The sequence below is a fragment of the Croceicoccus gelatinilyticus genome (assembly GCF_018398395.1).
GTDB classification, from domain to species: Bacteria; Pseudomonadota; Alphaproteobacteria; order Sphingomonadales; family Sphingomonadaceae; genus Croceicoccus; species Croceicoccus gelatinilyticus.
The window spans coordinates 306439-330178 of sequence record NZ_JAHCBF010000005.1; the positions used below are offsets into that span (position 1 = coordinate 306439).

The following is a 23740-nucleotide window of genomic DNA, read 5'->3' on the forward strand; positions in this document are numbered from 1 at the left end:
GCAATCTGACATGCGTAACGGTGCCATCGCCCTGCTCGCCCTCCTGGCCGCTACCAGCCCCTTGGCAGCGGAAACGTCCGACGCGCCTGCATCCCCAGCGGGCGCGGCTTCGGACAGGGGTGCGAACATCTCGGTGGCACCGCTGCGTCTTGAACTCGACGGCGCTCAGACCGCCGAAACCCTGCGCCTGCGCAACCCGGCCACGCGCAAGATCGGCGTACAGGTCCGCATTTTCGCGTGGGACCAGGTGGACGGCAAGGACGTCTACTCACCCACGACCGACGTTACCGTCTCGCCCTCGATCATCCAGATCAAGCCGGGCGACACTCAGGTTTTCCGCGTGGTCCGTACCACGCAGGCGGGAGAGGCGGAGAAGCGTTATCGCGTCGCGATCGACCAGCTTCCCGATCCCTCACTGAACCGGCACGGCGAATTTACGCCGCGCCTTCGCTTTACCCTTCCGCTTTTCGTCGATCGCCAGACCGCACAGCCTGCACAGCTGGCGTGGCAGGTCGCGGGCGACAAGCTCATGCTCGACAACGCGGGCGGCCAGACGGTGCGCATTGCCGCCGTGGCCATGAACGACGGCACGGGCGAGGCGCTTCCGCTCGACCGCAGCGGGCTGCGCTATGTCATGGGCAGCACGAGCGCGGAATGGACCATCGGGACCGGATGCCCGTCCGGCCCGATCGAGATCGCGGCTCTCGTCGACGGGGAAGAAACCCGTGTCCAGGCGCAACCGAACTGCGGCTGATCTCCTCGCTGCGACGTTTCTGCTGATCGCGGCGCTGGCCGGGTCGATCGCACCGGCAGCGGCGCAATCGGCCGACCCTTTCGCGCTGCCCGGCGATGTCACCATTGCCGATGCCGTGGACCTGTCCGGCCCCGGCCTTTCCACGATCCGCATCGACGGCAAGAATCAGGAAAAGCTCGTCCGGCTCGCGTGGATCGACGGTACGCTTCACATCGACGCAGACGACGCCCGCATGGTCGGCCTGCCCGTTCCCGAAGACGCGAGCGACATGGAAACGAGCGGCTACGTCCCGCTCGACAGTTTCGTTCTGGCGACATGGGATTTCAGCCAGCTCGACCAGACGCTGATCGTGAAGAAGTTCCGCAAAAGCGACGGGGTCAACTACAAGGACATGGGCCGTCCTATGCGCGATCCGGCCGAGTTCCGCCCGATGGCTGCGTTCCTCATGGACTACGACCTCACCGCCTCGGCAGGGGCGAGCGGAAGCTACGCCGCAGGGGCCTTCGATGCGCGCCTTGCCCGCGGGGACGAGCGGCTGGGCACCAATTTCCGCGTGCTTTCCGATCCGGCTACCGGATACAACACGGTCACCCGCCTCAACACCGCGCTGCAGATGGCAGACCGCGCGCAGGGCGTGACGGTCACGGTCGGCGATCACATCTCGGTCGGTAGCAACAGCCAGCGCCCGCTGCGCTTTGGAGGCATCCAGATCGCCAGTGACTTTGCCTTGCGCCCCGGCATCGTGTCCTATCCCCTTCCAGCCTTCGACGGGCAGGTCGCGGTGCCGACGGGCATCGATCTCATCATCAACGACAAGCGGTTTTCGGCAGGCGAACTGGAAGCGGGCGAATTTGCGGTCCGCAACGTGCCGGTCAGCCCCGGGCGCGGCGAAGTCTCGGTCGTCCTGCGCGACGAACTGGGCCGCGAGGTCGTGCAGACCACCAAGCTCTACGTCTCGCGCGAGTTGCTGCGCAAAGGGCTTTGGGAAGGCGGCGTGAACATCGGGACGATCCGTCGCAATTTCGGCAAGCGCAATGCCGACTACCGCGATCTTGCCGCCACGTTTCTTGCCCGCCGCGGGCTTTCCGACACGCTCTCGCTGGGCGCATCGGGCGAAGTGGGTGCAGGGATCGCGAATATCGGCGCACATGGCGAAGTGGCGCTGGGCGGCGTCGCGCTGGCAACGGCGGAAGTACGAGGCAGCACGGGCGGCGGGTCGTCTGGCGCGCTTGTCCGCATGGGCGTCGAATCCTTCGGGCGCGGCCTTTCAGGCCGGATCGAGGGCGTGTTTCCCACCAAGGGCTACCGCGATCTGGCAGCCGCATCGGGCGATGCCCTGCCCGTTTCGCAGATCAACGCGATGGTTAATTTCGACCTAAGACAATACGACGCCCGCTTCCTCGTCAGCGCCAGCCGGATCACGCGGCAGAAGGACCCGCGCTATCCCACGCTGACCGGCAGCACCACGATCCTGCGCGCCAATGCCCGCAAGTCGCTGGCCGACCGGCTCGACGTCGGGCTCGACCTTGCATGGCGCAAGAGCGACAATTCGCGGATCAGCGCGATGATCGGCATCATGTACCGCTTTGGCGAGCGTACGCAGGCCATGGGCAATGTCTCGCGCAACGGATCGCGCACGTCGATGCAGGCCAGCATCCAGCGCCCCGACGTGCAGCCGGGCGACTACGGCTATGCGGTAGAGGCCACCCACGCGATCACCGACCGGTTGAGCGGGCGCGGCAGCTATCGCACGCCCAACACCCGCGCCGAGATGCAGGCCGAATACGTCTCGGGCCGCTTTGCCGCGCGCACCGGCGTTCGCGGCACCCTGATCGCGACGGGCGGCACCGTCTTTGCCCGCAACCAGACCGGCGGGGCCTATGCCTTTGTCCAGACGGGCAATGTCGGCGGCGTCACCGTGATGCGCGAGAACCGCCTTGCCGGTGTCTCCGACGAAAAGGGCCGCGTGCTGGTCGAACAGGTCACGCCGCTGGTGCCGACCCAGTTCGATATCGACCCCGACGAACTGCCCGCCGATGTCGTCAGCGGATCAACCTACCGCCGCGTCGCGGTGGCGCGCGGTTCGGTGGGCCGGGTGGAAATGGACATAAGCGCGTTCCGCTCACTTCCCGTCCGCGTGATCGACAGCAACGGCAAGCCGCTGCCGCTGGGTATGATGCTCCAGTCGAATAAGGGCGAAAGCTACATGGTCGGTTATGACGGGCTGATCGACTACAACGCACTGTCGCCGGCGAAGACCCTGCGCGGCGAGATGCGACAGGGGCAGGCCTGCACGATCACCATGCCGGACGGGGTCGCCGCGATCGAAGGCATGGCCGAAATCCGCGCAGAATGCAGCCAGACGGTCATCGCCCTAGTGAACTGATCGGGATCGTACTTGCCCCTCCCATACGGGAGTGCAAGACAGAAGCATGCGCGTCCCCAATCTCGGTGAAACGGAACTGCTGGTCCCCCTGCACGAGGGATTTCTGGAGCAGCCCGTCTGGCGCACCTTCCTTGATCGCCTTCGCGCGACGACGGGCACACGGTTTGCGGCACTGGTCCTGCGGTCACGCGACAGCGAGGAGGCAATGCCGCTGTCATCCTCTTCGGGCGACATTCCCGCCAACCTGATCGACCTGTTCGCAGCACGCTACCGCAACGACCAGCTGCTCAGCCGCCTGATGCGCGAAGGCCGGGTCTATGCGCTGGAAGAACTGCTCGAAATGGGGGGAGAGGACGATCTTCGTTATTTCGAAGAATTCCTCTCGCCGCTCGGCATCTCGCACCTGCGCGCAATGCGCCTGCAGGACGAAAGCGGCATCGACGCGTGGCTGATAATCTCAGCATCGGAGCCGATCGGTGCCGACGTCAGCAATCTGCTCGTCGCGCTGACCCCGCACTTGCGCGCGGCCTTGCGGGTCCTTGCCACGCTGGAGCGGGAGCGGGCGCGGTCCATGATCAGCGCACAGGCTTTTCGTCGCATGAATTTCGGCTGGATCTCGGTCGATGCAAAAGGCCGGATCGTCGACATGGACGATCAGGCCGAAACGATGCTGCGCCAGTCATCGGTCCTGCGGCGCGGCCCTTATGACAGGCTCACGCCCCAATCGCCGGCGATAGACCGGCAACTGACCGCACTGCTGCGCGAGTTTTCCGCCGACCGGCGCGCTCGTCCGCGCGCCATCAATCTAAGCGCCGACCCGTGGATCGACATGCTGGTCTCTCCGGTGCGGATCAGCGGCCTGTCCAGCGACAACACCACTGTCGCAGTGATCTATTTCCGTAGCGACCGGACCTCCAGTTCCGACCGGCAGGAACAGCTTTGCGACTTGTTCGACCTGACGCCTACCGAAGCGCGGCTGGCATGGTCGATGGCACAGGGCATGACCATTGCAGAGGCGGCCGAGGCCCACGGCCTGACGATCGAAACGGCGCGCAACTACTCAAAAAAGATCTACGCCAAGACCGGCGCACGCGGCCAGGTCGACCTTGTCCGCCACATCCTGACCGGCGTTCTGGCGCTTGCCTGATGCGGACAATCGCCCCGGCGCTTTGACCTTGGCCGCGACATCGGCAAGGTGGGGCGAAATCCATTTTCCGCATTCGATCGAGGACAGAAATGAGCGCACGGACCATCATCGTCACCGGAGCATTCGGCACTTTGGGAAGCGTGGTCGCCACGGCTTTCGCCGATGCCGGCGATAAAGTTGCCCGCGTCGATTACGCGCCAGCGCCCGACCAGCCGCTTGACGGCGGCATCGATCTTGGCGGCAAGGATCTGAGCGATGCGGATACGGCAAAGGCAGTCGTCGCCGAAGTCGCTGAAAAGCTAGGCTCCATCGATGTGCTGGTGAACATTGCAGGCGGCTTCGTCTGGGAAACGCTGGACGACGGGGATACTGCAACGTGGCAGCGCATGTTCGCGCTCAACGCCATGACCTGTGCGAACATGTGCAAGGCCGCGCTTCCCGAACTGATGAAAGCATCGGGCGCGCATATCGTGAATATCGGCGCGAAAGGCGCGCTGGCCGCCGATGCCGGCATGGGCAGCTATGGCGCATCGAAAAGCGCGGTTCACAAGCTGACCGAAAGCCTCGCCGCCGAGATGTCGGGCAAGGACATCACCGTAAACGCGATCCTGCCCACGATCATCGACACAGAGGCGAACCGCAAGGACATGCCCGATGCCGACTTTTCCGAATGGGTAAAGCCGCAAGCCATCGCGGACGTCATCATGTTCCTTGCATCCGACAAGGCCCGCGCGATCAACGGCGCGCTTGTCCCCGTCAGCAGGGGCGCGTGACTGCGCTGATCGCGCTGCATCGGCGAAGCGATATGAAGGCGCGCCGATTGCCTTGAAGCGGTGCATTCCCGACTGTTCCGGCGAACCGGCCCAAGGGCCGAACGGGACATGAACGGGAGTATCGCGACTTGGCAGACGCATTCATCGTGGAGGCCGTCCGCACCGCAGGCGGACGGCGCAAGGGGCGGCTTGCCGGCTGGCATCCCGCCGACCTTGGCGGAGAGATCCTGAACGCCATCGTCGAGCGCAGCGGCATCGCACCCGACGCCATCGACGACGTCATCATCGGCTGCGTCACCCAAGCCGGCGAACAGGGCTTTGCCTTCGGCCGCAATGTCGTGCTTGCATCGAAATTGCCGCAGACCGTTCCGGCCGTCACCATCGATCGCCAGTGCGGATCGTCACAACAGGCCATGCAGTTCGCGGCTCAGGCCGTGATGTCGGGAACGCAGGACGTGGTGATCGCCGCGGGCGTCGAATCCATGACGCGCGTTCCGATGTTCTCCAACATCACCCTGCATGAACGCGATCACATCGGTACCGGGCCGTTCAGCCAGAGGATACAGGACCGGTTCGGCGTCCCGACGTTCAGCCAGTTCACCGGCGCGGAAATGATCGCGCAGAAATTCGGCTTTAGCCGCGAGGCGCTGGACAGCTATGCCCTGGAAAGTCACCGCCGCGCTGCCCGCGCTACCGAGGACGGAGCCTTTGCGGGCGAGATTATCCCGATCGCCACCGAAGACGGTATGCATACCGTCGATGAAGGTATCCGGTTCAACGCGACGATGGAAGGTCTCGCCGGGCTCGATCCGCTCAACGAAGGCGGCGTGATCTCTCCGGGCAATGCCAGCCAGATCTGCGACGGCGCATCGGGCACCCTGATCGTGTCGGAGCGCGCGCTGAAAAGCCACGGCCTGACGCCGATCGCGCGGATCGTGGACCTGACCGTAACCGGCGGTGACCCGGTCATCATGCTGGAAGAACCGATCCCTGCAACGCGAAAGGCGCTGGCAAAGTCCGGTATGAAGCTGGAGGACATCGACCTTTACGAAGTGAACGAGGCCTTTGCCTCGATCCCGATGGCGTGGATGGAGGCCCTCGACGCCGATCCGGCCAAGTTAAACGTCAATGGTGGTGCCATCGCCCTGGGCCACCCGTTGGGCGCAAGCGGGACCAAGCTGATGTCGACACTGATCCATGCCTTGAAAGCACGCGGCAAGAAGTATGGTCTTCAGACCATGTGCGAAGGCGGCGGCATCGCCAATGTCACGATCGTGGAGGTGCTCTGATGGCTATTCGCACACGCGTGACCAAGATGCTGGGCATCGAACATCCAGTCGTCCAGGGCGGCATGATGTGGGTGGGCCGGGCAGAACTGGCTGCTGCCGTTTCGAATGCGGGCGGCCTCGGAATCCTGACTGCCCTCACCCAGCCTACACCCGATGATCTCAGGCGCGAGATCGAGCGCTGCCGCTCGATGACCGACAAACCTTTCGGCGTGAACCTGACGATCCTGCCATCGGTCAATCCGCCGCCCTATGCCGAATATCGCAAGGCGATCATCGATAGCGGCATCAAGATCGTCGAAACTGCCGGCTACAAGCCGCAGGAACATGTCGACGACTTCAAGGCCCACGGCATTACCGTCCTGCACAAGTGCACGGCGGTTCGCCACGCCTTGTCGGCAGAGCGGATGGGCGTCGACATCATCTCGATCGATGGGTTCGAATGTGCCGGGCATCCCGGCGAAGACGACATTCCGGGCCTGATCCTGATCCCCGCCGCAGCCGACAAGCTGAAGATCCCGATGATCGCATCAGGCGGCATCGGCGACGGGCGCGGGCTTGCCGCGGCGCTGGCATTGGGCGCGGAAGGCATCAACATGGGGACGCGGTTCTGCGCGACGGTCGAGGCGCCGATCCACGACAATATCAAGCAGTTCCTCGTCGAAAATGACGAGCGGGCGACCAACCTCATCTTCCGTCGCTTCCGCAATACCGGCCGCGTGGCGCGTAACAGCGTGTCCGACAAGGTGGTGGAGATCGGCAACCGCGAGGATGCGGAATTTGCCGACGTTCAGCCCTTTGTATCGGGCATGAAGGGCCGCGAAGCGCTGGAAACCGGCAATGTCGATGCAGGGCTTGTCTGGGCCGGCCAGATACAGGGGCTGATCCATGACATTCCGACTTGCAAGGAGCTTGTCGAACGCATCGTCAGCGACGCCGAAGCCATCGTGAAAGAGCGGCTGGCAGGGTTCGTCGCCTGAGCTTTCAGCCGGTAGAGTGGCGGGTTACCGCCCCCTACTGGTCGACCCATTCCGAAGTCAGCGCCCTTGGCGACAAGTACTTCGTGCGGGTCCAGCCCCCGTCCACCACGATGGACTGGCCGTTCACCATCTCGCCGCCGGGCGAACACAGGAAAGCGATCACGCTCGCCACGTCTTCGGGTTCGGCAAGGCGCGGATAAGGCGTCGTTTCAACGTTCACGCGCTTGAAGGTTTCATCCTCGAAACGGTGGCGGACCATGTCGGTCATCGTCACCCCCGGTGCGACGTTGTTACAGCGAATTCCGCGCGGACCATATTCAACTGCCATGTGTTCGGTCAGCGAACGCAAGCCGCCCTTGGCTGCCGAGTAAGGACCGCCACGCTTGCCGCCGATCATGGCGAACGTGCTGGTGACGTTCACGACGGCACTGCCCTCGCTCATGTGGCCGATCGCTTCACGGCAAAGCCGGAACGGCGCACGCAACATGACATCCAGAAACCGGTCCAGAGTCGCGTCGTCGGTTTCGTGAAGCGGTGTCGGACTGCCCAGCCCTGCATTGTTGATCAAGGCATCGATACTGCCGAACCGCGAAAGCGCTGCCTCCACGATCTGTTTGGGGCCGTCGTCCGCCGTGACATCGACGGCAACGGTCACCAGCCTGTCGGTATCGCCCAGCTCGGCGGCCAGCGTCGCCAGCTTGTCCTCGCTCCGCCCGACGCCGACGATGCCGAAACCGGCATCGTGCAGCATCTTCGCTGTCGCCAGGCCAATGCCGCTACCGGCGCCCGTGATAATCGCACACTTCGTCATGTCAGAAATCGTACTCGTGAATCTGGCCGTCGAAGTTGTGCTGCAACGTATTCGTCGCCGCCTTCAGCTTGTCGCTGTCCGCGCCCTTCAGATAACCGTCGATGATACGGTTATAGTTGCTGATCAGGCCCTCGATCCCCTTGCCCAGTCGCATGTAGTCGAAGCCTTCGGCCTTCAGCCCCTGCTGCTGGATCGGAATGTTGGCGTAGTCCTGCCGCGGGATAGGCGGGAATTCATCACTGTCGAACGGAAGAACGGTCGGTTCCGTCACGGCCGTGTGTTCGTCGCTTTCGGCGAACTGGGTCAGCGACCAGATTTCGAACAGGCATTCCTCCGGCCCCAGCGGCCTGATGCGATAGGCGGACGCGCTGCTCATCGTCGGCAGCACGAAATAGTGCGGGAAGATGAATTCCACTGCCTGAACCGGGTGCGATTGCGCCACCGCATTCAGATCGGGCAGATCCTCGCCCCGTGCGCGCAACTGTTCCACGACCTGGTGCTGAACGATGCCATACCACATCGGGATCGCCTGGGCCGGATCCTCGGGAAGTTCCACGTCCAGCAGGTGGCTGGCGATTTCGACTTCCTTGGCGTGGACCATGCCGGCCATTCCCTCGTTCAAAAGCTTCATATGCTCGAACTGGGCCTGCACATTCTGACGGACGGTCAGGTTCGGGTTGATCGGAACGCCGATGCCGCCCGTGTCCATGCCGTACATCGTGTTGTAAAGCTGCGGCAGCATCTGCTGAAGCTGCGGGTGCGTCTTCATGACGTGGTAGCCTTCCATGAAGGCTTCCATCGCGACTTTCCAGTTTGCGGGCAGCTTGGTCGCGTACCACCATTCGGCGCGCTGCTTGTCCATGCCGCGCATTTCCAGCGCTTCCAGCATGGGGCCGATGCTGTCACGCAGCGATGGCGCGTCGTCATCGAAATTGATGAAAGCGCAGCCGATCGCGGTCTCGACCCGGCAGGGGCGCAGCGCTAGGTCAGCGGCGTCCAGTTGATCTTCGCTGAAGAAGTGCTTGCCGTAGACGAAGGTATTCTCACCATCGAGGTTCCAGCGCCAGCCGTGGAACGGGCAGATAAAGCCAGCCGACTTGCAATTGCCATGCCCGCCCGGCGGTGCGACCGGCACACCCCGGTGACGGCAGGCGTTGTGATAGGCCTTCACCCCGTCCTTGGTACGAACGACGATGACCGAGCGGCCCAGGTTCGAATATTCGATCCAGTCACCGACATTTTCGATCAGCTCAAGCCGCGTCGCCATCTGCCAGACATGGGGCCACAGGTCCTTTTTCTCGGCCTCGAAGAAGGCCTCGTCATAATAGCGCGGGGCGGGAATACGCTCGGGATTGTCGACGAGATGCGGAATGTCGAAACGGGCTGCGGGATCGGCCTCGGCCATTGCGGAAGTCCTCTCGATACGGGTTTTTCCCGGTCTTATTGCCTCGACAGGCAATCTCGAAGGGACCGCCCCGGACAACCGCAGGGGCGATGTCGGACACGCTGATCAGGCGAGTTCGGCGCGCAAAACGTGCTTTAAAACCTTGCCGGCCTCGTTCCGGGGAAGGGAATTGCGAAGCTCCACACGCTCTGGATACTTGAAGCGCGTGACCCCAAGGCCAGAAAGGTATTCGGCCAACATGGGCACATCTGGGCGGGCACCCGCGACAGGCACGATCACCGCACAGGCCCGCTCTCCGGTCTTCGGATCGGGGACGCCCACGATCGCAACGTCCTCTATCTCCGGCAGGCGGATGAGAAGGTCCTCGATCTCCTTGGGCGCGATATTCTCGCCGTTGCGGATGATCAGGTCCTTGATGCGGCCCGTGACGGTCAGGAAACCCGCATCGTCCAGCGCGCCCTGATCGCCGCTTCGATAGAAGCCGTCGGCATCGAAGGCGTCAGCCTCGTCTGCCTGACGGATATAGCCTGCCAACATCTGTGGCCCGCGGGCGCGGATTTCGCCGTTTTCGGCAAGAATGACATCGGCAATGCCTGCCTTGCCGTCGGAATGCGCAGCCTGGACCATGCCCTTGTCGGTCAATGCCCCCACCGTGGTGACTGGCACCTCCGTCGAGCCATAGACGCGACTGACGCGCGCATTGGCGAACCAGTCGTTTGCTTCCTCGATCAGCCCGGGCGGGACAGAGGCACCGCCGCAGATAAAGACCTTGAGTTCGGGAAGATGCTCGTCTGCGGCGCGCGCAGCCGCCAGCAGGTGTTCAAGAAACGGCGTTGCCCCGGCCATGTGGGTAATCCGTTCTTCACGCATCAGTTCAAGCGCTGCCAGCGCATCCCAGGTGTCCATCAGGACCGCAGTCGTACCCAGCAATGCAGGCCCCTCGAATGCATAGATCGAACCGCCAATGTGGCTGATCGGTGAAGGGACGAGAAAGCGATCGCCCTCCTCCACCAGCCAGTGCGCGCCTATCTGCTTCAAAAGGGCATTGAGCGTGTTGTGCGTATGAAGAACCCCCTTCGGCCTACCAGTCGTGCCCGAGGTGTACATCACCATCCGCACCGCATCCGGATCAGGTTCTGCGAACCATCCCGGCTCGCTAGCACGCAGGATCTTGGCCAGCCCGCCATCCTCGCTCCTGCCATCGCTGCGAACGACCACGACTTCGAACGTGTCATCCATGTCCGACGCGATGCCGCGCAGCATCTCGGCATAGGCGAACTTACGGAAAGTCTCCGGCACGAAGACGACGCGGCTCTTGCAGTCTTCGACGATGAAGCGGGTATCCCGCTCGCGCAGGCTGGGCAGGATCGGGTTGGCGACAAGCCCTGCGTAAGTCGCGGCGAAATAGACGACGGCTGCCTCGTGCCAGTTGGGCAGCATGAACGACACGACATCCCCCGGCGTGGTCCTGCCCCGAAGCCAGCTCGCAAGCCGTCGCGCCTGATCATGCAGCTGCGTAGCGGTGAGGCGGGTGTCGCCATCAACGATCATCACGCGGTCAGGCGTATCGCCGGCTATTCGCGGCAGGATGTCGGACAGGGTTTCCCTTCCCCACCAGCCATCGCGGCGGGCCTGCACGGCGCGGTCCTCGTCCCAGCGAATGCTCCAGCCATCGATTTCACGGCGTGCCATCGTCGCGCTCTCCCTTTCGCGCGCAATCAAGCCGCTGGCCTCTTGTGATGCAATCTCGCCGCGCGGTTCGTGGGCAAGGCATCGCGCCGGTGATACCCGCACCCTCACTTGCCCCTGCGACGCAGCGCTGGCAACGTGTCGGAAGCGGCACGTTTATTGAAGATGTCGCGGTCTCAGCTGAATTACTGGATCAGGAAGAACTCGGATCAGAGCGCCTGAGGGCGTGCCGGACCTCATTGTTCTGGCGCGCCGAACCGGAAGGAGAACTGACCGGCTCGTGAAAGATTTGCCGATCTTCGGTCTCTAGCCATTCAAATCGTTGGGCCTGCCGTGCGGTGCTGCTATGGGCCGCGCATGCTTACTATCGATGGCATCACTGTCCGGCTTGGCGGTCGGCCCATTCTCGAACGCGCCAGCGCGACAATTCCGCAAGGTTCGCGGGTTGGACTGATCGGGCGTAACGGGGCCGGCAAGTCGACGCTGATGAAGACCCTCATCGGCGAGATCGAACCTGACGACGGCCACATCGGCAGACCTTCGCGGGCCCGCGTCGGCTATATCGCGCAGGAAGCCCCCGATGGCGCGATCACGCCGGAAGAGGCCGTGCTGGCCGCCGACGTGGAACGCGCGCAGCTGCTCGACGAGGCGGAGACATGCACCGACGTCGACCGGCTTGGCGAAGTACACGAACGACTGCTGGCCATCGACGCCTATAGCGCCCCGGCGCGTGCGGCCAAGATCCTCAACGGCCTGGGTTTTGACGAGGAAATGCAGCGCCGACCGCTCAGCAGTTTTTCCGGTGGCTGGAAAATGCGCGTCGCGCTTGGCGCGCTGCTGTTTTCAGAACCGGACGTGCTGCTGCTCGACGAACCGTCGAACCACCTCGACCTCGAAGCGACCTTGTGGCTGGAGAATTTCCTCAAGTCCTATCCAGCAACGCTGCTGGTCATCAGTCACGAACGCGACCTGCTTAACAATGTCGTCGATCACATCCTGCATCTTCAGGGCGGCAAGCTGACGCTCTATTCCGGCGGCTACGATTCCTTCGAAAAGCAGCGCGCCGAACGCGCGGCGCAGCTGGCTTCGGCCAAGGCGGCGCAGGATGCGCAGCGTGCGCGGCTTGAGGATTACGTCGCCCGCAACAGCGCGCGGGCATCGACCGCAAAGCAGGCGCAGGCGCGTGCCAAGATGCTCGCCAAGATGCAGCCGATCGTCGCGCTCATGGAAGACCCCTCGCTCAGCTTTGAATTTCCCTCGCCCGGCGAATTGCGCTCTCCGATGATCACACTCGACGGGGCTGCCGTCGCTTATGGCGATGCGCCGCCGATCCTGAAGCGCCTGAACATGCGGATCGACGCGGATGACCGGATCGCGCTCTTGGGCCGAAACGGCAACGGCAAGACGACGCTGGCTCGCCTGCTCTCGGCCCAGCTTCAGGCCGTGGAAGGCGAGATGTCGGCGCCGGGCAAGCTGAAGGTCGGCTATTTCACGCAGTACCAGGTCGAGGAACTGTCGTCAGATTCGACGCCGCTAGACCTGATGACGCTGGCGATGGAGGGCAAGAACCCCGCCGCCGTTCGCGCGCAACTGGGCCGCTTCGGCTTTTCCGGCCCCCGCGCGACGCAGAAGGTTGAGAAGCTTTCGGGCGGAGAGCGCGCGCGGCTGGCGCTTGCGCTCATCACTCGCGATGCGCCGCATCTGCTGATCCTTGACGAGCCGACGAACCACCTCGACGTCGATGCGCGTGAAGCGCTGGTCCAGGCGCTAAACGATTACTCCGGCGCGGTCATCCTGATCAGCCACGATCGCCACATGGTCGAACTAACCGCGGATCGCCTGATGCTGGTCGATGGCGGAACGGCGCGCGAATATTCCGGCAGCATGGACGACTACATCGACTTTGTGCTGGGCCGGAACCAGCCGAAAAAGGAAGCGAAACAAAGCGCAGGCAAGACCGCGTCCGGCAATTCATCGAAGACGCGCGCCAAGGCCCGTTTCCTCAAGTCGGAACTGGCAACCGCCGAGAAGGCCATGGCCCGGCTGGAATCCAGCTTGAACGAGATCGACGAGACGATGTGCGACCCGGCAAAGGCGCCGCCGCATCTCGCCGACATTGCGATGGGAGATTTGCTCATCCGCCGGACCGAGGTGAGCGAGCGGTTGGCAAAAGCCGAGGCAGAATGGCTGGATTTGGGTGAGCAACTGGAAGCGCTCGAAAACGCTTAGAGCTTATCCCGCGGACCGCTAAGACTGACCTTCAGAAGCCAAGTTCGGTCAGTCCCGGATGCTCGTCGGGCCTCGGACCGAGCGGCCAGAGAAGCTTTCGTTCCGTTTCATCGATAGTGTGCTCGTTGATGCTGGCGATCCTGCGCTGCATGTGGCCCGTTGCATCGAATTCCCAGTTCTCATTGCCGTAGGCGCGGTGCCACTGTCCGCTGCCATCACGGTACTCGTACGCAAAACGGACCGCGATGCGGGCTTCCTCGAAGGCCCAGATTTCCTTTACCAGCCGGTATTCCTGCTCGCGCGTCCACTTGCGGGTCAGAAACGCCCTCACCGCTTCGCGGCCCGTCAGGAATTCCGCCCGGTTTCGCCACTGGGTGTCCTCGCTATAGGCCAGCGCGACCTTGTGCGGATCGCGCGAATTCCAGGCATCTTCGGCAATCTGCACCTTGCGGATCGCCGTTTCGCGAGTGAACGGTGGTAGCGGTTGACGCTCGGTCATCTTTGCCTCCTCTTGATTGGTTTGCGGGAACGCGGTGGCAATGCGCGTCCCGATCTTGACGCCGCGTGCCATTTGCGGGGTATCCTGATACCGAACAGCCGGTCGCTTTCAGCGCGGCGATGACGCCGCATCGATGGGGAAACAGTTGGAAGTTTCATCACTGTTCTCGGCCAAGGCCCTGGCACAGGTCGATGGCGATCTGGCGGAACGTGCGCTCGGGCAACTCGGGCTCGATCGCGAGGTGATAACCACTCCTGCCAATCGGGTACCCGTCGAACAGCACCACGCCCTGTTCGAAGCGCTGGCCCAAACCGAACAGCCCGACATTTCCTTTCACATGCGAACATCGGGTTCGATGCGGCTTGAGGACTTCGGACTGCTGGGTCTGACCATGCGTTCGGCACCGACGCTCCGTCGATCGATCGAGCGGCTGGATCGCTATGCCCGGCTGTTCAATCCCTACTCGGTCTTCGCTTTTGCAGAGCATGGGACGGACGGCTGGTGGACCAACACTCGTACGGTCGCGACGGAAGGGGGACGCCTTTCGAACGAGGCCGCGCTTGGAACTTTGCTGACCTTGTGGCGCGATGCCAACGGGTCGGACCTGACCCCTGCAAGGGTTCAGTTCATGCACCAGCCGGTCGGCTCGATTGAGCCGCTGAGAGCCCATTTCCGGTGCCCGATCACGTACGGCGCGCCGTTCGATGCGATCGTTCTGCGCGGAGAGGATCTCGACCGGCAGAACCGGGTCGGCGATCAGCATATCTGGGACTTTTTGCGCGCGAACCTCGAACAAAGCCTTGGTGTGACCGAGGAGGACGGGGTCGATCGCGAAGTCGTGATCTGCGTCGCCAACGCGTTGAGCGACGGCGTGCCCAGACTTCAGGATGTCGCCCGCGATTTGGGCATCGGCAGCAGAACGCTTCAGCGCCGGCTTGCCGAACGCGGTCACAGCTACCAGTCCCTTGTGGACGAAGCACGGCGCGAGGTTGCCCTTCGCCTCGTGGCCGAAGGCAGACAGTCTTTGGTCGAAGTGGCGTTCCTGACCGGCTTTGCCGAACAAAGTTCGTTTACGCGCGCCTTCAAACGCTGGTCGGGCAAGACACCTCGTGCCTTTCGGGAAGAGGCCCCGCGCGCTCCTGCAATTGCCTCGGCCCAAGCATTGCATCGGAACGGCACGCTCCGGGCCTGAACCAGACGGAAGGGCTCCCTTCGCCGCGACCATTTCACACAGCCCGTTCACGACGCCGGCGAGCCCGCTTTTTTGCGGACATGCATCCGATATCCAACCATGATCGCAATGATAATAAGCAGCAGCCATCCGGCGGCGAGCCAGAGCAGCGCATCCGGCAGGGCCGAAGCGAAGTCGAGAGCATCGACATTTGCTGTCCGCCAGAAAACCCATTCGCCTGCCAGGTCGGTTGCCAGCAAAGGCGTTCCTGTCGAAAGAACCACGATCCCGTCGCCAGTCGCCGGATCGAGCCGCGCAGCGGTATTGATCGCCGGGCCGTTCTGACCGTCATGGCCAATGATGAAACCGCCCCGGTTGTTGGGCGCATAGAGCATCGCGCCAAGGCCCCAGATTTCGGCACCAAGCTGCGAGGCATGGGGAGCCATGACGAGGTCGCGCGAGCCCTTTGAAAGAACGGATTGCCGCCCGTCCGGTCCTTGTGCCTTCACGAATAGCGACAGGTCGCCAGCCGTCGTGAAAAGCGATGTCGCCGCCTTGGCGGTGTACCAGCGGAACGGTTCGGTCGTGCCGTCCGGCCGAAAGTTCTGGACCAGTCCAAGTTCGATGGCGCGATCATGGTCGAATGTCGTGCGCGTCATGCCAAGGGGCGCGAAAACCGCACTGTCCATGTATTCGGAGAATGACTGGCCGGACACCTCTTCGACCAGCAGTTGCAGCAGCGTGTAGCCACCGCCCGAATATTGCCAGCCGCTACCCGGTTCCCTGCCCAGCCGAACCTCTCCGCTCTTGCCCGGCGCTGCGTCGCCCGCGCGGGTCAGCGATTGCTCCAGCGTCTGACGTTCCTCGGCAGAGGCGAAGCCGTCATAGCCGAGGCCGTCTTCAAGGCCGGCAGTATGACTGAGTAACCGCCTGACGGTGACGCCGTCGTTGTCGAATGTGGACGGCGGAAGCTGCCAGCGCGTGAGATAATCCGAAACGGGTGCGTCGATATCGATTTTACCGTCGTCGACCAAGGCCATCACGCCCCATGCCGTGAGCCACTTGCCCAGCGACGCGACCTGAAACACGGAATCCCGGTCGACTGCCTCTCCTTCGGAGAAAGCAAAGCTGCCCGCTTCCTCGCCCTTGGAAATCAGGATCAGCGCGACGTTGCCGCGATTACGCTCCATCGCCTTGTCTTGTGCTGCAGCCAGAAACGCCTTTGCATCATCCGGTGGCGCAATCGCGGCGCGGGTCCAGCCCTCGCTCAACCCGGCAAAGACCAGTCCGGTCCAGAGCATGCCAGCCAGCAGCATGACGACAATCAGGGAGATATATTTCCGCGTCATGCCCGGATCTCCGTGGCAGCGGGCAGCATCGCGGCCACGGGCGCTGTGACTGACAAGGGCCGCGACGCTGCATCGCGTTCCATGCAGCGCAGAGGCGGATTGGCTTGTCCGCCTAAGGCCTCGGCAAGGTGCCTGAACGCGGTTCGCACGCCTTCTTCGATCACCGGGTGGTAGAACGGCATCTGCAAGATCTGCTCGACCGTCATTCCGGCCTCGATCGTCCAGGCCAGCAGATGCGCGATATGCTCCGCCGCCGGACCGAACATCTCGGCCCCAAGAAAGCGGCCCGTGCCATTCTCTGCGTAGACCCGCAGGAGTCCCTTGTTCACGCCCATGACCCGCGCCCTGCCCTGGTCCTCGAACGAAACCTCGGCGACCGCAAAATCGGTTGTGCGGTCGGACAACAGGGCCGCGTGACTTGCACCGACCACGGCGATCTGCGGATCGGAGAAGACGATGCCGATCGGGGTGCGACGGACCCGGCGGTAGAAATCGGGATAAAGCGCCGCGTTCTCCCCCGCGATGCGCCCTTCGTCCGCAGCCTCGTGCAAAAGCGGAAGCTGCGCGGTGGCGTCGCCTGCGATGAAGATGTTCTTCGCCGCCGTCCGTCCGGACAGCGCATCGTACGGCGGCACGTCTTTCTCGTAAGGCGCGAGACTGGTGTTTTCGAGGCCGAGCCAGGCGACATTCGGGCGGCGCCCCGCCGCTGCGATGACGAAGTCGAATTGCTCCTGCTCTTCGGCGGAAGGCCCCCAATTCAGGACGACCTTGTCACCTTCTCTCGATACGGCAGGCTCGACATCCCACGTCATGGGATTCTCGTCTGCCAGACACTTTGCGGCATAGTCTCTGACCACGGGGTCGGTTATCATGCCGACACGGCCACGGCGGCCAAAAAGCCTCACCCGCACGCCAAGACGGTGCAAGGCCTGCCCCAGTTCCAGCCCGATCACGCCCGTCCCCATGACCGCGACAGAGCCGGGCAGATCATGCCAGTCGAATACATCGTCATTGACGATGAGCCGGTCGCCAGCCGCCTGAAGTGTATAGGGAATGACCGGGCTCGACCCGCTGGCGATAACGACCGTGCGCGCGGTAACGGTGCGACCGCTGGAAAGACGCAGCGTGTGATTGTCCTCGAACCGCGCATACTCCCGGATCAGTTCGCACCGGTCGAAAGCCATAATCGCCTGCTCGACAAAGCCGACAAAGCGATCGCGCTCACTACGCACGCGGTTCATGATCGCCTTTCCATCGATGATCGCCGGCCCATGCGTAACGCCGAACATCGCCGCGTGCCGACCGGCTTCGGCAGCTTCGGCTGCTGCGATCAGCAGCTTCGACGGCATGCACCCCACGCGCGCGCAAGTCGTGCCGAGCGGCCCGCCGTCGATAAGGGCAATGCGGTCGGTATAGCGCGACGCTTCGCGATAGGCCGACATGCCAGCAGTACCGGCGCCGATGATCGCGACATCAAAGTCGAACTGGTCTTTCAGCGGGCGGATTGCCCTGTCGGCGAAGCGATGGGTGTGCGAATTCATGAGCCGGGTCCTCCTTGTGCGGGCAGTTCCTGTCGAAAGCCGGTTGGCCCCTTGGAATTACCGGCGCCCGGTGCCGCGTTCTTGTTCGGACCCGTCAATTATTTGACCCGGCGCGCCTTGGGCGACATCGCTCCATGTCCCGGTCTTGCGCGAATGGGGCGAAATTCCATCAGCGACAGTGGTCCAGCGCAGCGGGGAAGCAGCAGGGCGCAAGACGATCCTGTCCGGCGCAAAATTCCACAGTCGCTGCGCCCCCTCGAACTGCTCGACCTGTGGCCCGGAATGAATGATCCGCGCCTTACCGGTCAGTTGCAGCAAGTCGCCGATCGCAAAGTCGACGAACAGCAGTCCCGCGCGTGGATTCACCACGAAATTGCCAAGCGTGTTGAAGTAGAGATTGCCCGCAAAGTCAGGGACGGTGAGCGTACCGTCCGTCTCCACTTTCACGAACCCCGGCAACCCGCCGCGGTGGGACACATCGACCAGCCGCTCGCCGCCGGTGTCGGCATAGGATGCTACGAAAAATGTATCGGCATTCTCGATGATGGCCACTGCCGCCGCATCGAGACTTGTCGTCCTGACCGCGGACTCGGCCGAAGCCAGAGATGGATTGCGATGAAACGCATATTGCCTGAGGCGGACGTGCTTCGGACAATTTCCAAAGGCATGGCGAACGCGGATTTGCATTTGGTTGGGGCCGAATTTGTCGATCAGGCCATTCACGCGATTGCGGCGCCGGGTGTGCAGCTCGATCCCCAGCAGGCCGATTGCACCGCCTTCCCGAAGTCCGTCCAGCGCGGGATCGCTCTCATGAAGGGTAGCCCTTACGGAAAGGTCCGTCGGCGAAGGCGAACTTATAAAGCCCGGCTCTCCGGTCATCAGCGTGGCCCAGACGTCTCCGCCCTCGTCTACTGACGCGGCGACAAGGAAGGGTAACTGTTCGTAGAACTGGCGATGCTGGTCCGGCATAAAGGTTCGGATGACCTTCGGGCCGACAATAGCCATCCGGTCGGCGACACCTGCTGCGCGCTGCATGGCAAGCTCGCCCTCATGGAAGATGTCTTCGTTCGCATGTTCAGGGGGCGCCATGTCGGTCGGTCCTTATGAAGTCGTGGCAGCAGTGCTGAGCGCAGCCGCGATGCCACGACTGCGGTTTCAGGCGGCCGCCTGCGCCAGGCCTACGGGCGATTTCGGGAAGGCGACGAAACCGGGCAGGTCCTCGATACGGCGAAGCCACCGGTTCACTGCGGGGTAACCCGTCAGGTCGACGTTCCCCTCCGGCGCGCTGGAGATATAGCTGTAAAGCGCGACATCGGCGATCGTCGGTTGGGCGGTTTCCGCGATCCAGTCGCGCGTTCCCAGTTCCGCATCGATCACGGCAAGGACCGCATGGGCGCGGGCGATGACTTCGTCGGCGTTGATATCCGCGCCGAAGACCGTGATCAGGCGGGCCGCAGCCGGACCGAAAGCGACCTGACCAGCCGCAACCGACAGCCAGCGCTGAACGGCGGCAGCTTCCTTCGGACTTTCGGGCAGCCAGTCCGTCCGGCCATCCTTTTTCGCCAGATAGACGAGGATCGCATTGGAATCGGAAATGATCGTATCGCCATCGACAAGTACGGGCACCTGCCCGAAGCGGTTCAGCGCGAGAAACTCGGGCTGCTTGTGCTCACCACCGGCGAAGTCGACGTCGATGATCTCCGCCTCCACACCGATCAGTGACAGAAACAGGCGTGCCCGGTGCGCGTGACCTGAAAGGGGTAAGTGATAGAGCTTCATCGGCTGATCCTTCATGGCTTCTGCCGGTGATTTCCGGCGTCACACAAATAAATCGGGTCGCGATCTGGAAGAACCGTCAAAGCATTCATTTCAGTGTTGCAGTTTCCGGAATAATTGAGCCACATGCATCCCGCACCAAGTTAAGACGGCGCAGGAGGGACATGATGGACAGGTTTCATGCAATGCGCGTTCTGGTGCGGATCGCGGACAGCGGCAGCTTTGCCGAAGCAGCACGGCAACTGAACATGAGTCCCCCCGCAGCCAGCCGCGCCGTCGTCGCACTGGAAGACCTGATCGGCGCCCGCCTGCTGACGCGCACGACCCGTTCGGTAAAGCTGACCGAGGTCGGCGCCAGATATGTCGAGGATTGCAGAGAGATACTCGCCTCGATCGAGGAGGCGGAGGCTGCGGCTTCCGGTTCTTTCGCAAGGCCCACGGGCAGCCTGACCGTGACCGCATCCGTACTGTTCGGCCAGATATACATCCTGCCGATCATGACCGAATTTCTCGACCTGCATTCGCAAGTGACCGGGCGGCTCCTGTTCCTCGACCGGGTCACCAACCTTGTCGACGAAGGGATCGATGTCGCGATCCGCATCGGGCACTTGCCGGATTCCAGCTACAGCGCGATCCGGGTCGGATCGGTGCGCCGGGTGATTTGCGGCTCCCCTGACTATTTCGAACGCGCGGGCGTACCGGCAAAACCGTCTGACCTGACCGAACACAGGATCATCGCCGCATCCAGCGCATGGTCCTCGCTCGACTGGAGGTTCGGGCAGGCGACAAAAGAAACCGTTCGCGTTTCACCTTCCCTCTATTCCAATTCGAACCAGAGCGCGATCGATGCAACTTGCGCCGGCTGGGGCCTGACCAGGGTGCTTTCCTATCAGGTGGCACCGGACCTTGAGAGCGGCGCACTCAAGACCGTCCTCGAAGAGTTCGAGGAGGAATCCTTGCCGGTCCACGTCGTGCACCCCGAAGGTCGCAATGCATCGGCCAAAGTCAGGGCATTCGTCGATCTTGCGGTTGAAAGGCTCCGCGCGAACCGTTTCATCAACTGATGATTGTTCCATAATTCAAAACAATCTTTTACATTTTACGCTGATTATCACGTCTGATACCGGGCCCTATCTCCACGCCGTCCCCGCAATCGGGGCTGGAATGGAAACGAAAAATGAATTCAAAACTGCTTATCGCAGCCGTCACGGCAGCAATCGGCCTTGCCGCATCGCCTGTCTCGGCCGAAAGCTTCGACGGTCCCTATTTCGGTGTGCAAGGCGGCTGGAGCCGTACCGAAATCGCCGATCAGGCAAGCGGCAACGCGCCCGTTGATGGCGAGCTTTCGCGCGATAGTTTCGCCTTGGGCGGCTATGCCGGTTACAACTGGAAAATAGAGGACAAGTGGGTCATCGGCACCGAAGCCGGTTTCAGCGGCGCGTTCGATGACGATGTACGCGGGTCGGCTGACGGCAGCGTTTTGATGATCGATCCGCGCTACAGCTTCGACCTGACCGCTCGCGCCGGGCTCGTCATCAGCGACCAGACCCTCGCCTACGTCCGCGCAGGCTACACGAACACCCGCCTACGCACGGACGTCGTGATCGAAAACGGCATCAGCCGAAGCTCCGAAAATCTGGACGGTTGGCTTGTCGGCGGCGGCGTCGAGCGCGCGATCACTGACGATATCTCTACGCGTCTGGAGTATCGTTACAGCGACCTTGGCGACAACGGCGGTCGCTACGACCGGCACCAGTCGCTCGTCGGTATTTCCTACAATTTCTGAATTGTGCAGCGATGCCGATGCCCCGCCACCGGGCACGGCATCCTGACGCCCGGAGAATTCGCATGAACTTCTTATCCGCCTTTGCGCCACCGCGCGACCTGCGTACCCCGGTGCTGAAACTTCAACTCATCGTGAACCCGGCAATGGCCAGCGGATCGCTCACCACCGCCATGCTCAATCTGGCTGCGATTGGCATGCTGAACGGGTTGGCGCACTGGTTTCCCAATCTGTTCGGGATGCGGCGCTGCCCCCCATGCCATGCCTAGCCCAATCACAGGCCGTATCGTCAGCCAGCTGGAGCTCGCCCTGTCGAGCGATTGCCGCTGTCAGAAAACGCTCGGCGCAATCCGTCACAAGGCCAGCCGGTCGGGCCTGACCGAAGCGGAAATCCGGGCTGCCCTCGATCACCGCAGTTTCGACATACGCACCTCTGCGCTGATCGAACTGGCCTGTGCGCTTAAGGCTCGTGAAACGGGGTCGATTACCGCAGCCCGGATCGCGGCCCTTTCCGTCGGCTGGACCTGGGCAGATATCGAACTGCTGGAGGCGATGGCCGAAGCTGCCGGCCAAGGCCTGAAACCGGCCTTTGAACAACCATCACCCAGCCCGCGCCGCGCATAGGACGGGCATTCGGTTTGGCGCCATGCGTCAAAAACTAGGCACCCGCGAACAAGACCGCAGACCCTGCGCTGAACGATCATCCAACCGTCAGCCGATGCTGGCCGATCGAGCCCCTGAAAATGGCGCAGCGTTTTCTTGTTGAACCAAGACCAAGGAGGAAATCATGACCTATTTCGAAACCCACACAATCGACACCGCACCTGAAAAAGCGAAGCCGCTTCTGGATCTGGCCAAAGGCAAGTTCGGCTTCGTGCCCAACCTTTTGGGCACGATGGCCGAAGCGCCGGCCCTTCTCGAAGGTTACCTCACGCTCGCCGGAATTTTCGACAAAAGCGAACTGACAGCCACCGAGCGACAGATCGTGTTGATGACGAACAATCGCCTCAACAACTGCACTTATTGCATGGCGGCGCATACGATGATCGCACGCGCCGAAGGTGTTCCCGATGACGTTATCAACGCCCTGCGCACAAATACCCCGATCGCCGACCGGAAACTTGAGGCACTGCGCGAATTCGCTGCGGTCATCAACGAGACCCGCGGCTGGCCCACGGACTACGACGTACAGGCCTTCGTCGGCGCAGGCTATTCAGAGCAGGCCATTCTCGAAGTCATTCTCGGCACGGCGCTCAAGGTGATGTCGAACTACACGAACCATGTGGCCGTCACGGAACTGGACCGGGCCTTTGCCCCCGCCGCCTGGTCGGCCGCCGTTGCAGAAGCCGCCTGATCGGAAGGTCCTGCGCGCCATCTCATGCGCACAAAGAAAAGCCCCTTCGACTCTCGCCGAAGGGGCTTTTTTCGTTTCCCACCTGCTTACAATCCAAGCTCAGGCAGAGCCGACCGCTTCGGCCGCGACGTCGGCCTGACGCCGGGCCCAGTTGTGCGTCGACGTAAGTGCCGAGCCCTTCGACGTTGCCCAGATGGCTGCCTGCGTCCTGTTGCCGACCTTGATCTTGCGAAGGATCGCCTTCACGTGAACCTTGATCGTCGCTTCGCTGACATCCAGTTTCCGCGCGATCAGCTTGTTGGACAGACCGGCCATCAGGCAGCACAGCACATCCGTTTCACGGTTGGAAAGGTTTGCGCGGCTCAACGATTCCTCGGACGCGTCGTGCCCTTCGAACGAAGGCACCTGGTTCTCGAACTCTTCGATGATCGACGGCGGCACAATCTTCTGACCAGCCGCAATCAGCCTCAACGAAGCCAGAAGGCCATCGCAGTCGAGGTCCTTGATAATGTACCCGTGCGCGCCCTTGCGAAAACAGGAAAGCATCGCGCCCAGTTCGAGCGAGTCGGCCAGGATCACCGGTCGCGCCGACGGGCGGCCCGATGCGATACTGTCGAGGATCTCGTCACGCTTGTCGTGCTCGGGAACGTCGATGACGACAAGGCCGGTCTCATCCGATGCGGGCCAATTTACCGCATCGTATTCACAAGCCGCTTCTACCGAGGTGAAGTCTTCGGCCGAAAGTATTCGGACGAGGCCTTCGCGAGCGATCGCGTTCTGGCATATCAGTGTAACGGAACTGCGCAT

General features: G+C 62.6%; 23 protein-coding genes. 14 read left to right on the forward strand and 9 right to left on the reverse strand.

Annotation, left to right across the window (positions count from 1 at the left end; all coding sequences use genetic code 11):
• Positions 1–10 precede the first annotated feature (10 nt).
• The 6 genes from KIH45_RS12895 to KIH45_RS12920 all read left to right on the forward strand — a co-directional run bounded on the left by KIH45_RS12895 (position 11) and on the right by KIH45_RS12920 (position 7326).
• Positions 11–754: a fimbrial biogenesis chaperone gene (locus KIH45_RS12895; protein WP_213176424.1), complete on the forward strand. Its 744-nt coding sequence runs from the start codon at positions 11–13 to the stop codon at positions 752–754.
• The gene (locus KIH45_RS19475; RefSeq protein WP_213176425.1) at positions 726–3140 is read left to right on the forward strand and encodes a fimbria/pilus outer membrane usher protein; all 2415 of its coding nucleotides are present in this window, start codon (positions 726–728) and stop codon (positions 3138–3140) included. Before KIH45_RS12895 ends, KIH45_RS19475 begins: the two co-directional genes overlap by 29 nt.
• Positions 3141–3186: 46 nt before the next feature.
• A complete protein-coding gene (locus KIH45_RS12905) occupies positions 3187–4287 on the forward strand; it encodes a helix-turn-helix transcriptional regulator (protein WP_213176426.1) in 1101 nt (366 codons plus the stop codon).
• A gap of 89 nt (positions 4288–4376) precedes the next feature.
• Positions 4377–5060 carry an SDR family NAD(P)-dependent oxidoreductase gene (locus tag KIH45_RS12910; RefSeq protein ID WP_213176427.1) on the forward strand — a complete coding sequence of 228 codons (684 nt, stop codon included), beginning with the start codon at positions 4377–4379 and terminating at the stop codon, positions 5058–5060.
• 128 nt (positions 5061–5188) lie between these two features.
• Entirely contained in the window at positions 5189–6349 is a 1161-nt protein-coding gene (locus KIH45_RS12915) for an acetyl-CoA C-acetyltransferase (protein ID WP_213176428.1), read from the forward strand.
• On the forward strand, positions 6349–7326 hold the full coding sequence (locus tag KIH45_RS12920) for an NAD(P)H-dependent flavin oxidoreductase (protein ID WP_213176429.1): 978 nt from the start codon (positions 6349–6351) through the stop codon (positions 7324–7326). The genes KIH45_RS12915 and KIH45_RS12920 overlap by 1 nt, the downstream gene beginning before the upstream one ends.
• Before the next feature lie 34 nt (positions 7327–7360).
• Here the strand turns inward: KIH45_RS12920 and KIH45_RS12925 are convergent, their stop codons facing one another.
• The 3 genes from KIH45_RS12925 to KIH45_RS12935 form a co-directional block, all read right to left on the reverse strand.
• Complete coding sequence (locus tag KIH45_RS12925; protein WP_213176430.1) at positions 7361–8137, reverse strand: SDR family NAD(P)-dependent oxidoreductase; 777 nt, start codon at positions 8135–8137, stop codon at positions 7361–7363.
• 1 nt (position 8138) lies between these two features.
• A complete protein-coding gene (locus KIH45_RS12930) occupies positions 8139–9542 on the reverse strand; it encodes an aromatic ring-hydroxylating oxygenase subunit alpha (RefSeq protein ID WP_213176431.1) in 1404 nt (467 codons plus the stop codon).
• Positions 9543–9647: 105 nt separating this feature from the next.
• Positions 9648–11234 (reverse strand): AMP-binding protein, encoded by a 1587-nt coding sequence (locus tag KIH45_RS12935; RefSeq protein WP_213176432.1) that lies wholly within the window; start codon positions 11232–11234, stop codon positions 9648–9650.
• 108 nt (positions 11235–11342) lie between these two features.
• Here KIH45_RS12935 and KIH45_RS12940 point away from each other — a divergent pair, with 108 nt between their 5' ends.
• Positions 11343–11453, forward strand: a complete 111-nt coding sequence (locus KIH45_RS12940) for a helix-turn-helix domain-containing protein (RefSeq protein ID WP_213176433.1) — start codon at positions 11343–11345, stop codon at positions 11451–11453.
• Positions 11454–11588: 135 nt separating this feature from the next.
• Positions 11589–13460, forward strand: coding sequence for an ABC-F family ATP-binding cassette domain-containing protein (locus KIH45_RS12945; protein WP_213176434.1), 1872 nt, complete (start codon positions 11589–11591; stop codon positions 13458–13460).
• Positions 13461–13491: 31 nt separating this feature from the next.
• Here the strand turns inward: KIH45_RS12945 and KIH45_RS12950 are convergent, their stop codons facing one another.
• Positions 13492–13959 carry a nuclear transport factor 2 family protein gene (locus tag KIH45_RS12950; RefSeq protein WP_213176435.1) on the reverse strand — a complete coding sequence of 156 codons (468 nt, stop codon included), beginning with the start codon at positions 13957–13959 and terminating at the stop codon, positions 13492–13494.
• A gap of 145 nt (positions 13960–14104) precedes the next feature.
• Here KIH45_RS12950 and KIH45_RS12955 point away from each other — a divergent pair, with 145 nt between their 5' ends.
• A complete protein-coding gene (locus KIH45_RS12955) occupies positions 14105–15151 on the forward strand; it encodes an AraC family transcriptional regulator (protein WP_213176436.1) in 1047 nt (348 codons plus the stop codon).
• A gap of 47 nt (positions 15152–15198) precedes the next feature.
• Here KIH45_RS12955 and KIH45_RS12960 read toward each other — a convergent pair whose 3' ends face one another.
• The 4 genes from KIH45_RS12960 to KIH45_RS12975 form a co-directional block, all read right to left on the reverse strand.
• Positions 15199–16479 (reverse strand): serine hydrolase domain-containing protein, encoded by a 1281-nt coding sequence (locus KIH45_RS12960; protein ID WP_213176437.1) that lies wholly within the window; start codon positions 16477–16479, stop codon positions 15199–15201.
• Entirely contained in the window at positions 16476–18020 is a 1545-nt protein-coding gene (locus tag KIH45_RS12965) for a dihydrolipoyl dehydrogenase (RefSeq protein WP_213176438.1), read from the reverse strand. The genes KIH45_RS12960 and KIH45_RS12965 overlap by 4 nt, the downstream gene beginning before the upstream one ends.
• A 57-nt stretch (positions 18021–18077) precedes the next feature.
• A complete protein-coding gene (locus tag KIH45_RS12970; RefSeq protein ID WP_213176439.1) occupies positions 18078–19109 on the reverse strand; it encodes a pyridoxamine 5'-phosphate oxidase family protein in 1032 nt (343 codons plus the stop codon).
• 66 nt (positions 19110–19175) lie between these two features.
• Positions 19176–19799, reverse strand: coding sequence for a glutathione S-transferase family protein (locus KIH45_RS12975; RefSeq protein WP_213176440.1), 624 nt, complete (start codon positions 19797–19799; stop codon positions 19176–19178).
• Between the two features lie 161 nt (positions 19800–19960).
• On the opposite strand from KIH45_RS12975, the gene KIH45_RS12980 reads away from it, so the two are divergent.
• From KIH45_RS12980 to KIH45_RS13000, 5 genes are all read left to right on the forward strand, one after another.
• On the forward strand, positions 19961–20860 hold the full coding sequence (locus KIH45_RS12980) for a LysR family transcriptional regulator (protein ID WP_337925486.1): 900 nt from the start codon (positions 19961–19963) through the stop codon (positions 20858–20860).
• Between the two features lie 113 nt (positions 20861–20973).
• Complete coding sequence (locus tag KIH45_RS12985) at positions 20974–21582, forward strand: outer membrane protein (protein ID WP_213176441.1); 609 nt, start codon at positions 20974–20976, stop codon at positions 21580–21582.
• A 62-nt stretch (positions 21583–21644) separates the two neighbouring features.
• Complete coding sequence (locus tag KIH45_RS12990; RefSeq protein WP_213176442.1) at positions 21645–21848, forward strand: hypothetical protein; 204 nt, start codon at positions 21645–21647, stop codon at positions 21846–21848.
• Positions 21841–22203: a hypothetical protein gene (locus KIH45_RS12995; RefSeq protein ID WP_213176443.1), complete on the forward strand. Its 363-nt coding sequence runs from the start codon at positions 21841–21843 to the stop codon at positions 22201–22203. Before KIH45_RS12990 ends, KIH45_RS12995 begins: the two co-directional genes overlap by 8 nt.
• Before the next feature lie 163 nt (positions 22204–22366).
• Positions 22367–22933, forward strand: a complete 567-nt coding sequence (locus KIH45_RS13000) for a carboxymuconolactone decarboxylase family protein (RefSeq protein ID WP_213176444.1) — start codon at positions 22367–22369, stop codon at positions 22931–22933.
• Between the two features lie 99 nt (positions 22934–23032).
• On the opposite strand, the gene KIH45_RS13005 is transcribed toward KIH45_RS13000, so the two are convergent.
• Positions 23033–23740 carry a LuxR C-terminal-related transcriptional regulator gene (locus tag KIH45_RS13005; RefSeq protein ID WP_213176445.1) on the reverse strand — a complete coding sequence of 236 codons (708 nt, stop codon included), beginning with the start codon at positions 23738–23740 and terminating at the stop codon, positions 23033–23035.

What these genes read in the sequence shown, in the direction of transcription:
- KIH45_RS12895 (WP_213176424.1), top strand. Translation starts at nt 11, where the DNA reads ATGCGTAACGGTGCCATCGCCCTGCTCGCCCTCCTGGCCGCTACCAGC.
- KIH45_RS12905 (WP_213176426.1), top strand. Translation starts at nt 3,187, where the DNA reads ATGCGCGTCCCCAATCTCGGTGAAACGGAACTGCTGGTCCCCCTGCAC.
- KIH45_RS12910 (WP_213176427.1), top strand. Translation starts at nt 4,377, where the DNA reads ATGAGCGCACGGACCATCATCGTCACCGGAGCATTCGGCACTTTGGGA.
- KIH45_RS12920 (WP_213176429.1), top strand. Translation starts at nt 6,349, where the DNA reads ATGGCTATTCGCACACGCGTGACCAAGATGCTGGGCATCGAACATCCA.
- KIH45_RS12925 (WP_213176430.1), bottom strand. Translation starts at nt 8,137, where the DNA reads ATGACGAAGTGTGCGATTATCACGGGCGCCGGTAGCGGCATTGGCCTG.
- KIH45_RS12930 (WP_213176431.1), bottom strand. Translation starts at nt 9,542, where the DNA reads ATGGCCGAGGCCGATCCCGCAGCCCGTTTCGACATTCCGCATCTCGTC.
- KIH45_RS12935 (WP_213176432.1), bottom strand. Translation starts at nt 11,234, where the DNA reads ATGGCACGCCGTGAAATCGATGGCTGGAGCATTCGCTGGGACGAGGAC.
- KIH45_RS12945 (WP_213176434.1), top strand. Translation starts at nt 11,589, where the DNA reads ATGCTTACTATCGATGGCATCACTGTCCGGCTTGGCGGTCGGCCCATT.
- KIH45_RS12950 (WP_213176435.1), bottom strand. Translation starts at nt 13,959, where the DNA reads ATGACCGAGCGTCAACCGCTACCACCGTTCACTCGCGAAACGGCGATC.
- KIH45_RS12960 (WP_213176437.1), bottom strand. Translation starts at nt 16,479, where the DNA reads ATGACGCGGAAATATATCTCCCTGATTGTCGTCATGCTGCTGGCTGGC.
- KIH45_RS12965 (WP_213176438.1), bottom strand. Translation starts at nt 18,020, where the DNA reads ATGAATTCGCACACCCATCGCTTCGCCGACAGGGCAATCCGCCCGCTG.
- KIH45_RS12970 (WP_213176439.1), bottom strand. Translation starts at nt 19,109, where the DNA reads ATGGCGCCCCCTGAACATGCGAACGAAGACATCTTCCATGAGGGCGAG.
- KIH45_RS12975 (WP_213176440.1), bottom strand. Translation starts at nt 19,799, where the DNA reads ATGAAGCTCTATCACTTACCCCTTTCAGGTCACGCGCACCGGGCACGC.
- KIH45_RS12980 (WP_337925486.1), top strand. Translation starts at nt 19,961, where the DNA reads ATGATGGACAGGTTTCATGCAATGCGCGTTCTGGTGCGGATCGCGGAC.
- KIH45_RS12985 (WP_213176441.1), top strand. Translation starts at nt 20,974, where the DNA reads ATGAATTCAAAACTGCTTATCGCAGCCGTCACGGCAGCAATCGGCCTT.
- KIH45_RS12990 (WP_213176442.1), top strand. Translation starts at nt 21,645, where the DNA reads ATGAACTTCTTATCCGCCTTTGCGCCACCGCGCGACCTGCGTACCCCG.
- KIH45_RS12995 (WP_213176443.1), top strand. Translation starts at nt 21,841, where the DNA reads ATGCCTAGCCCAATCACAGGCCGTATCGTCAGCCAGCTGGAGCTCGCC.
- KIH45_RS13000 (WP_213176444.1), top strand. Translation starts at nt 22,367, where the DNA reads ATGACCTATTTCGAAACCCACACAATCGACACCGCACCTGAAAAAGCG.
- KIH45_RS13005 (WP_213176445.1), bottom strand. Translation starts at nt 23,740, where the DNA reads ATGCGCAGTTCCGTTACACTGATATGCCAGAACGCGATCGCTCGCGAA.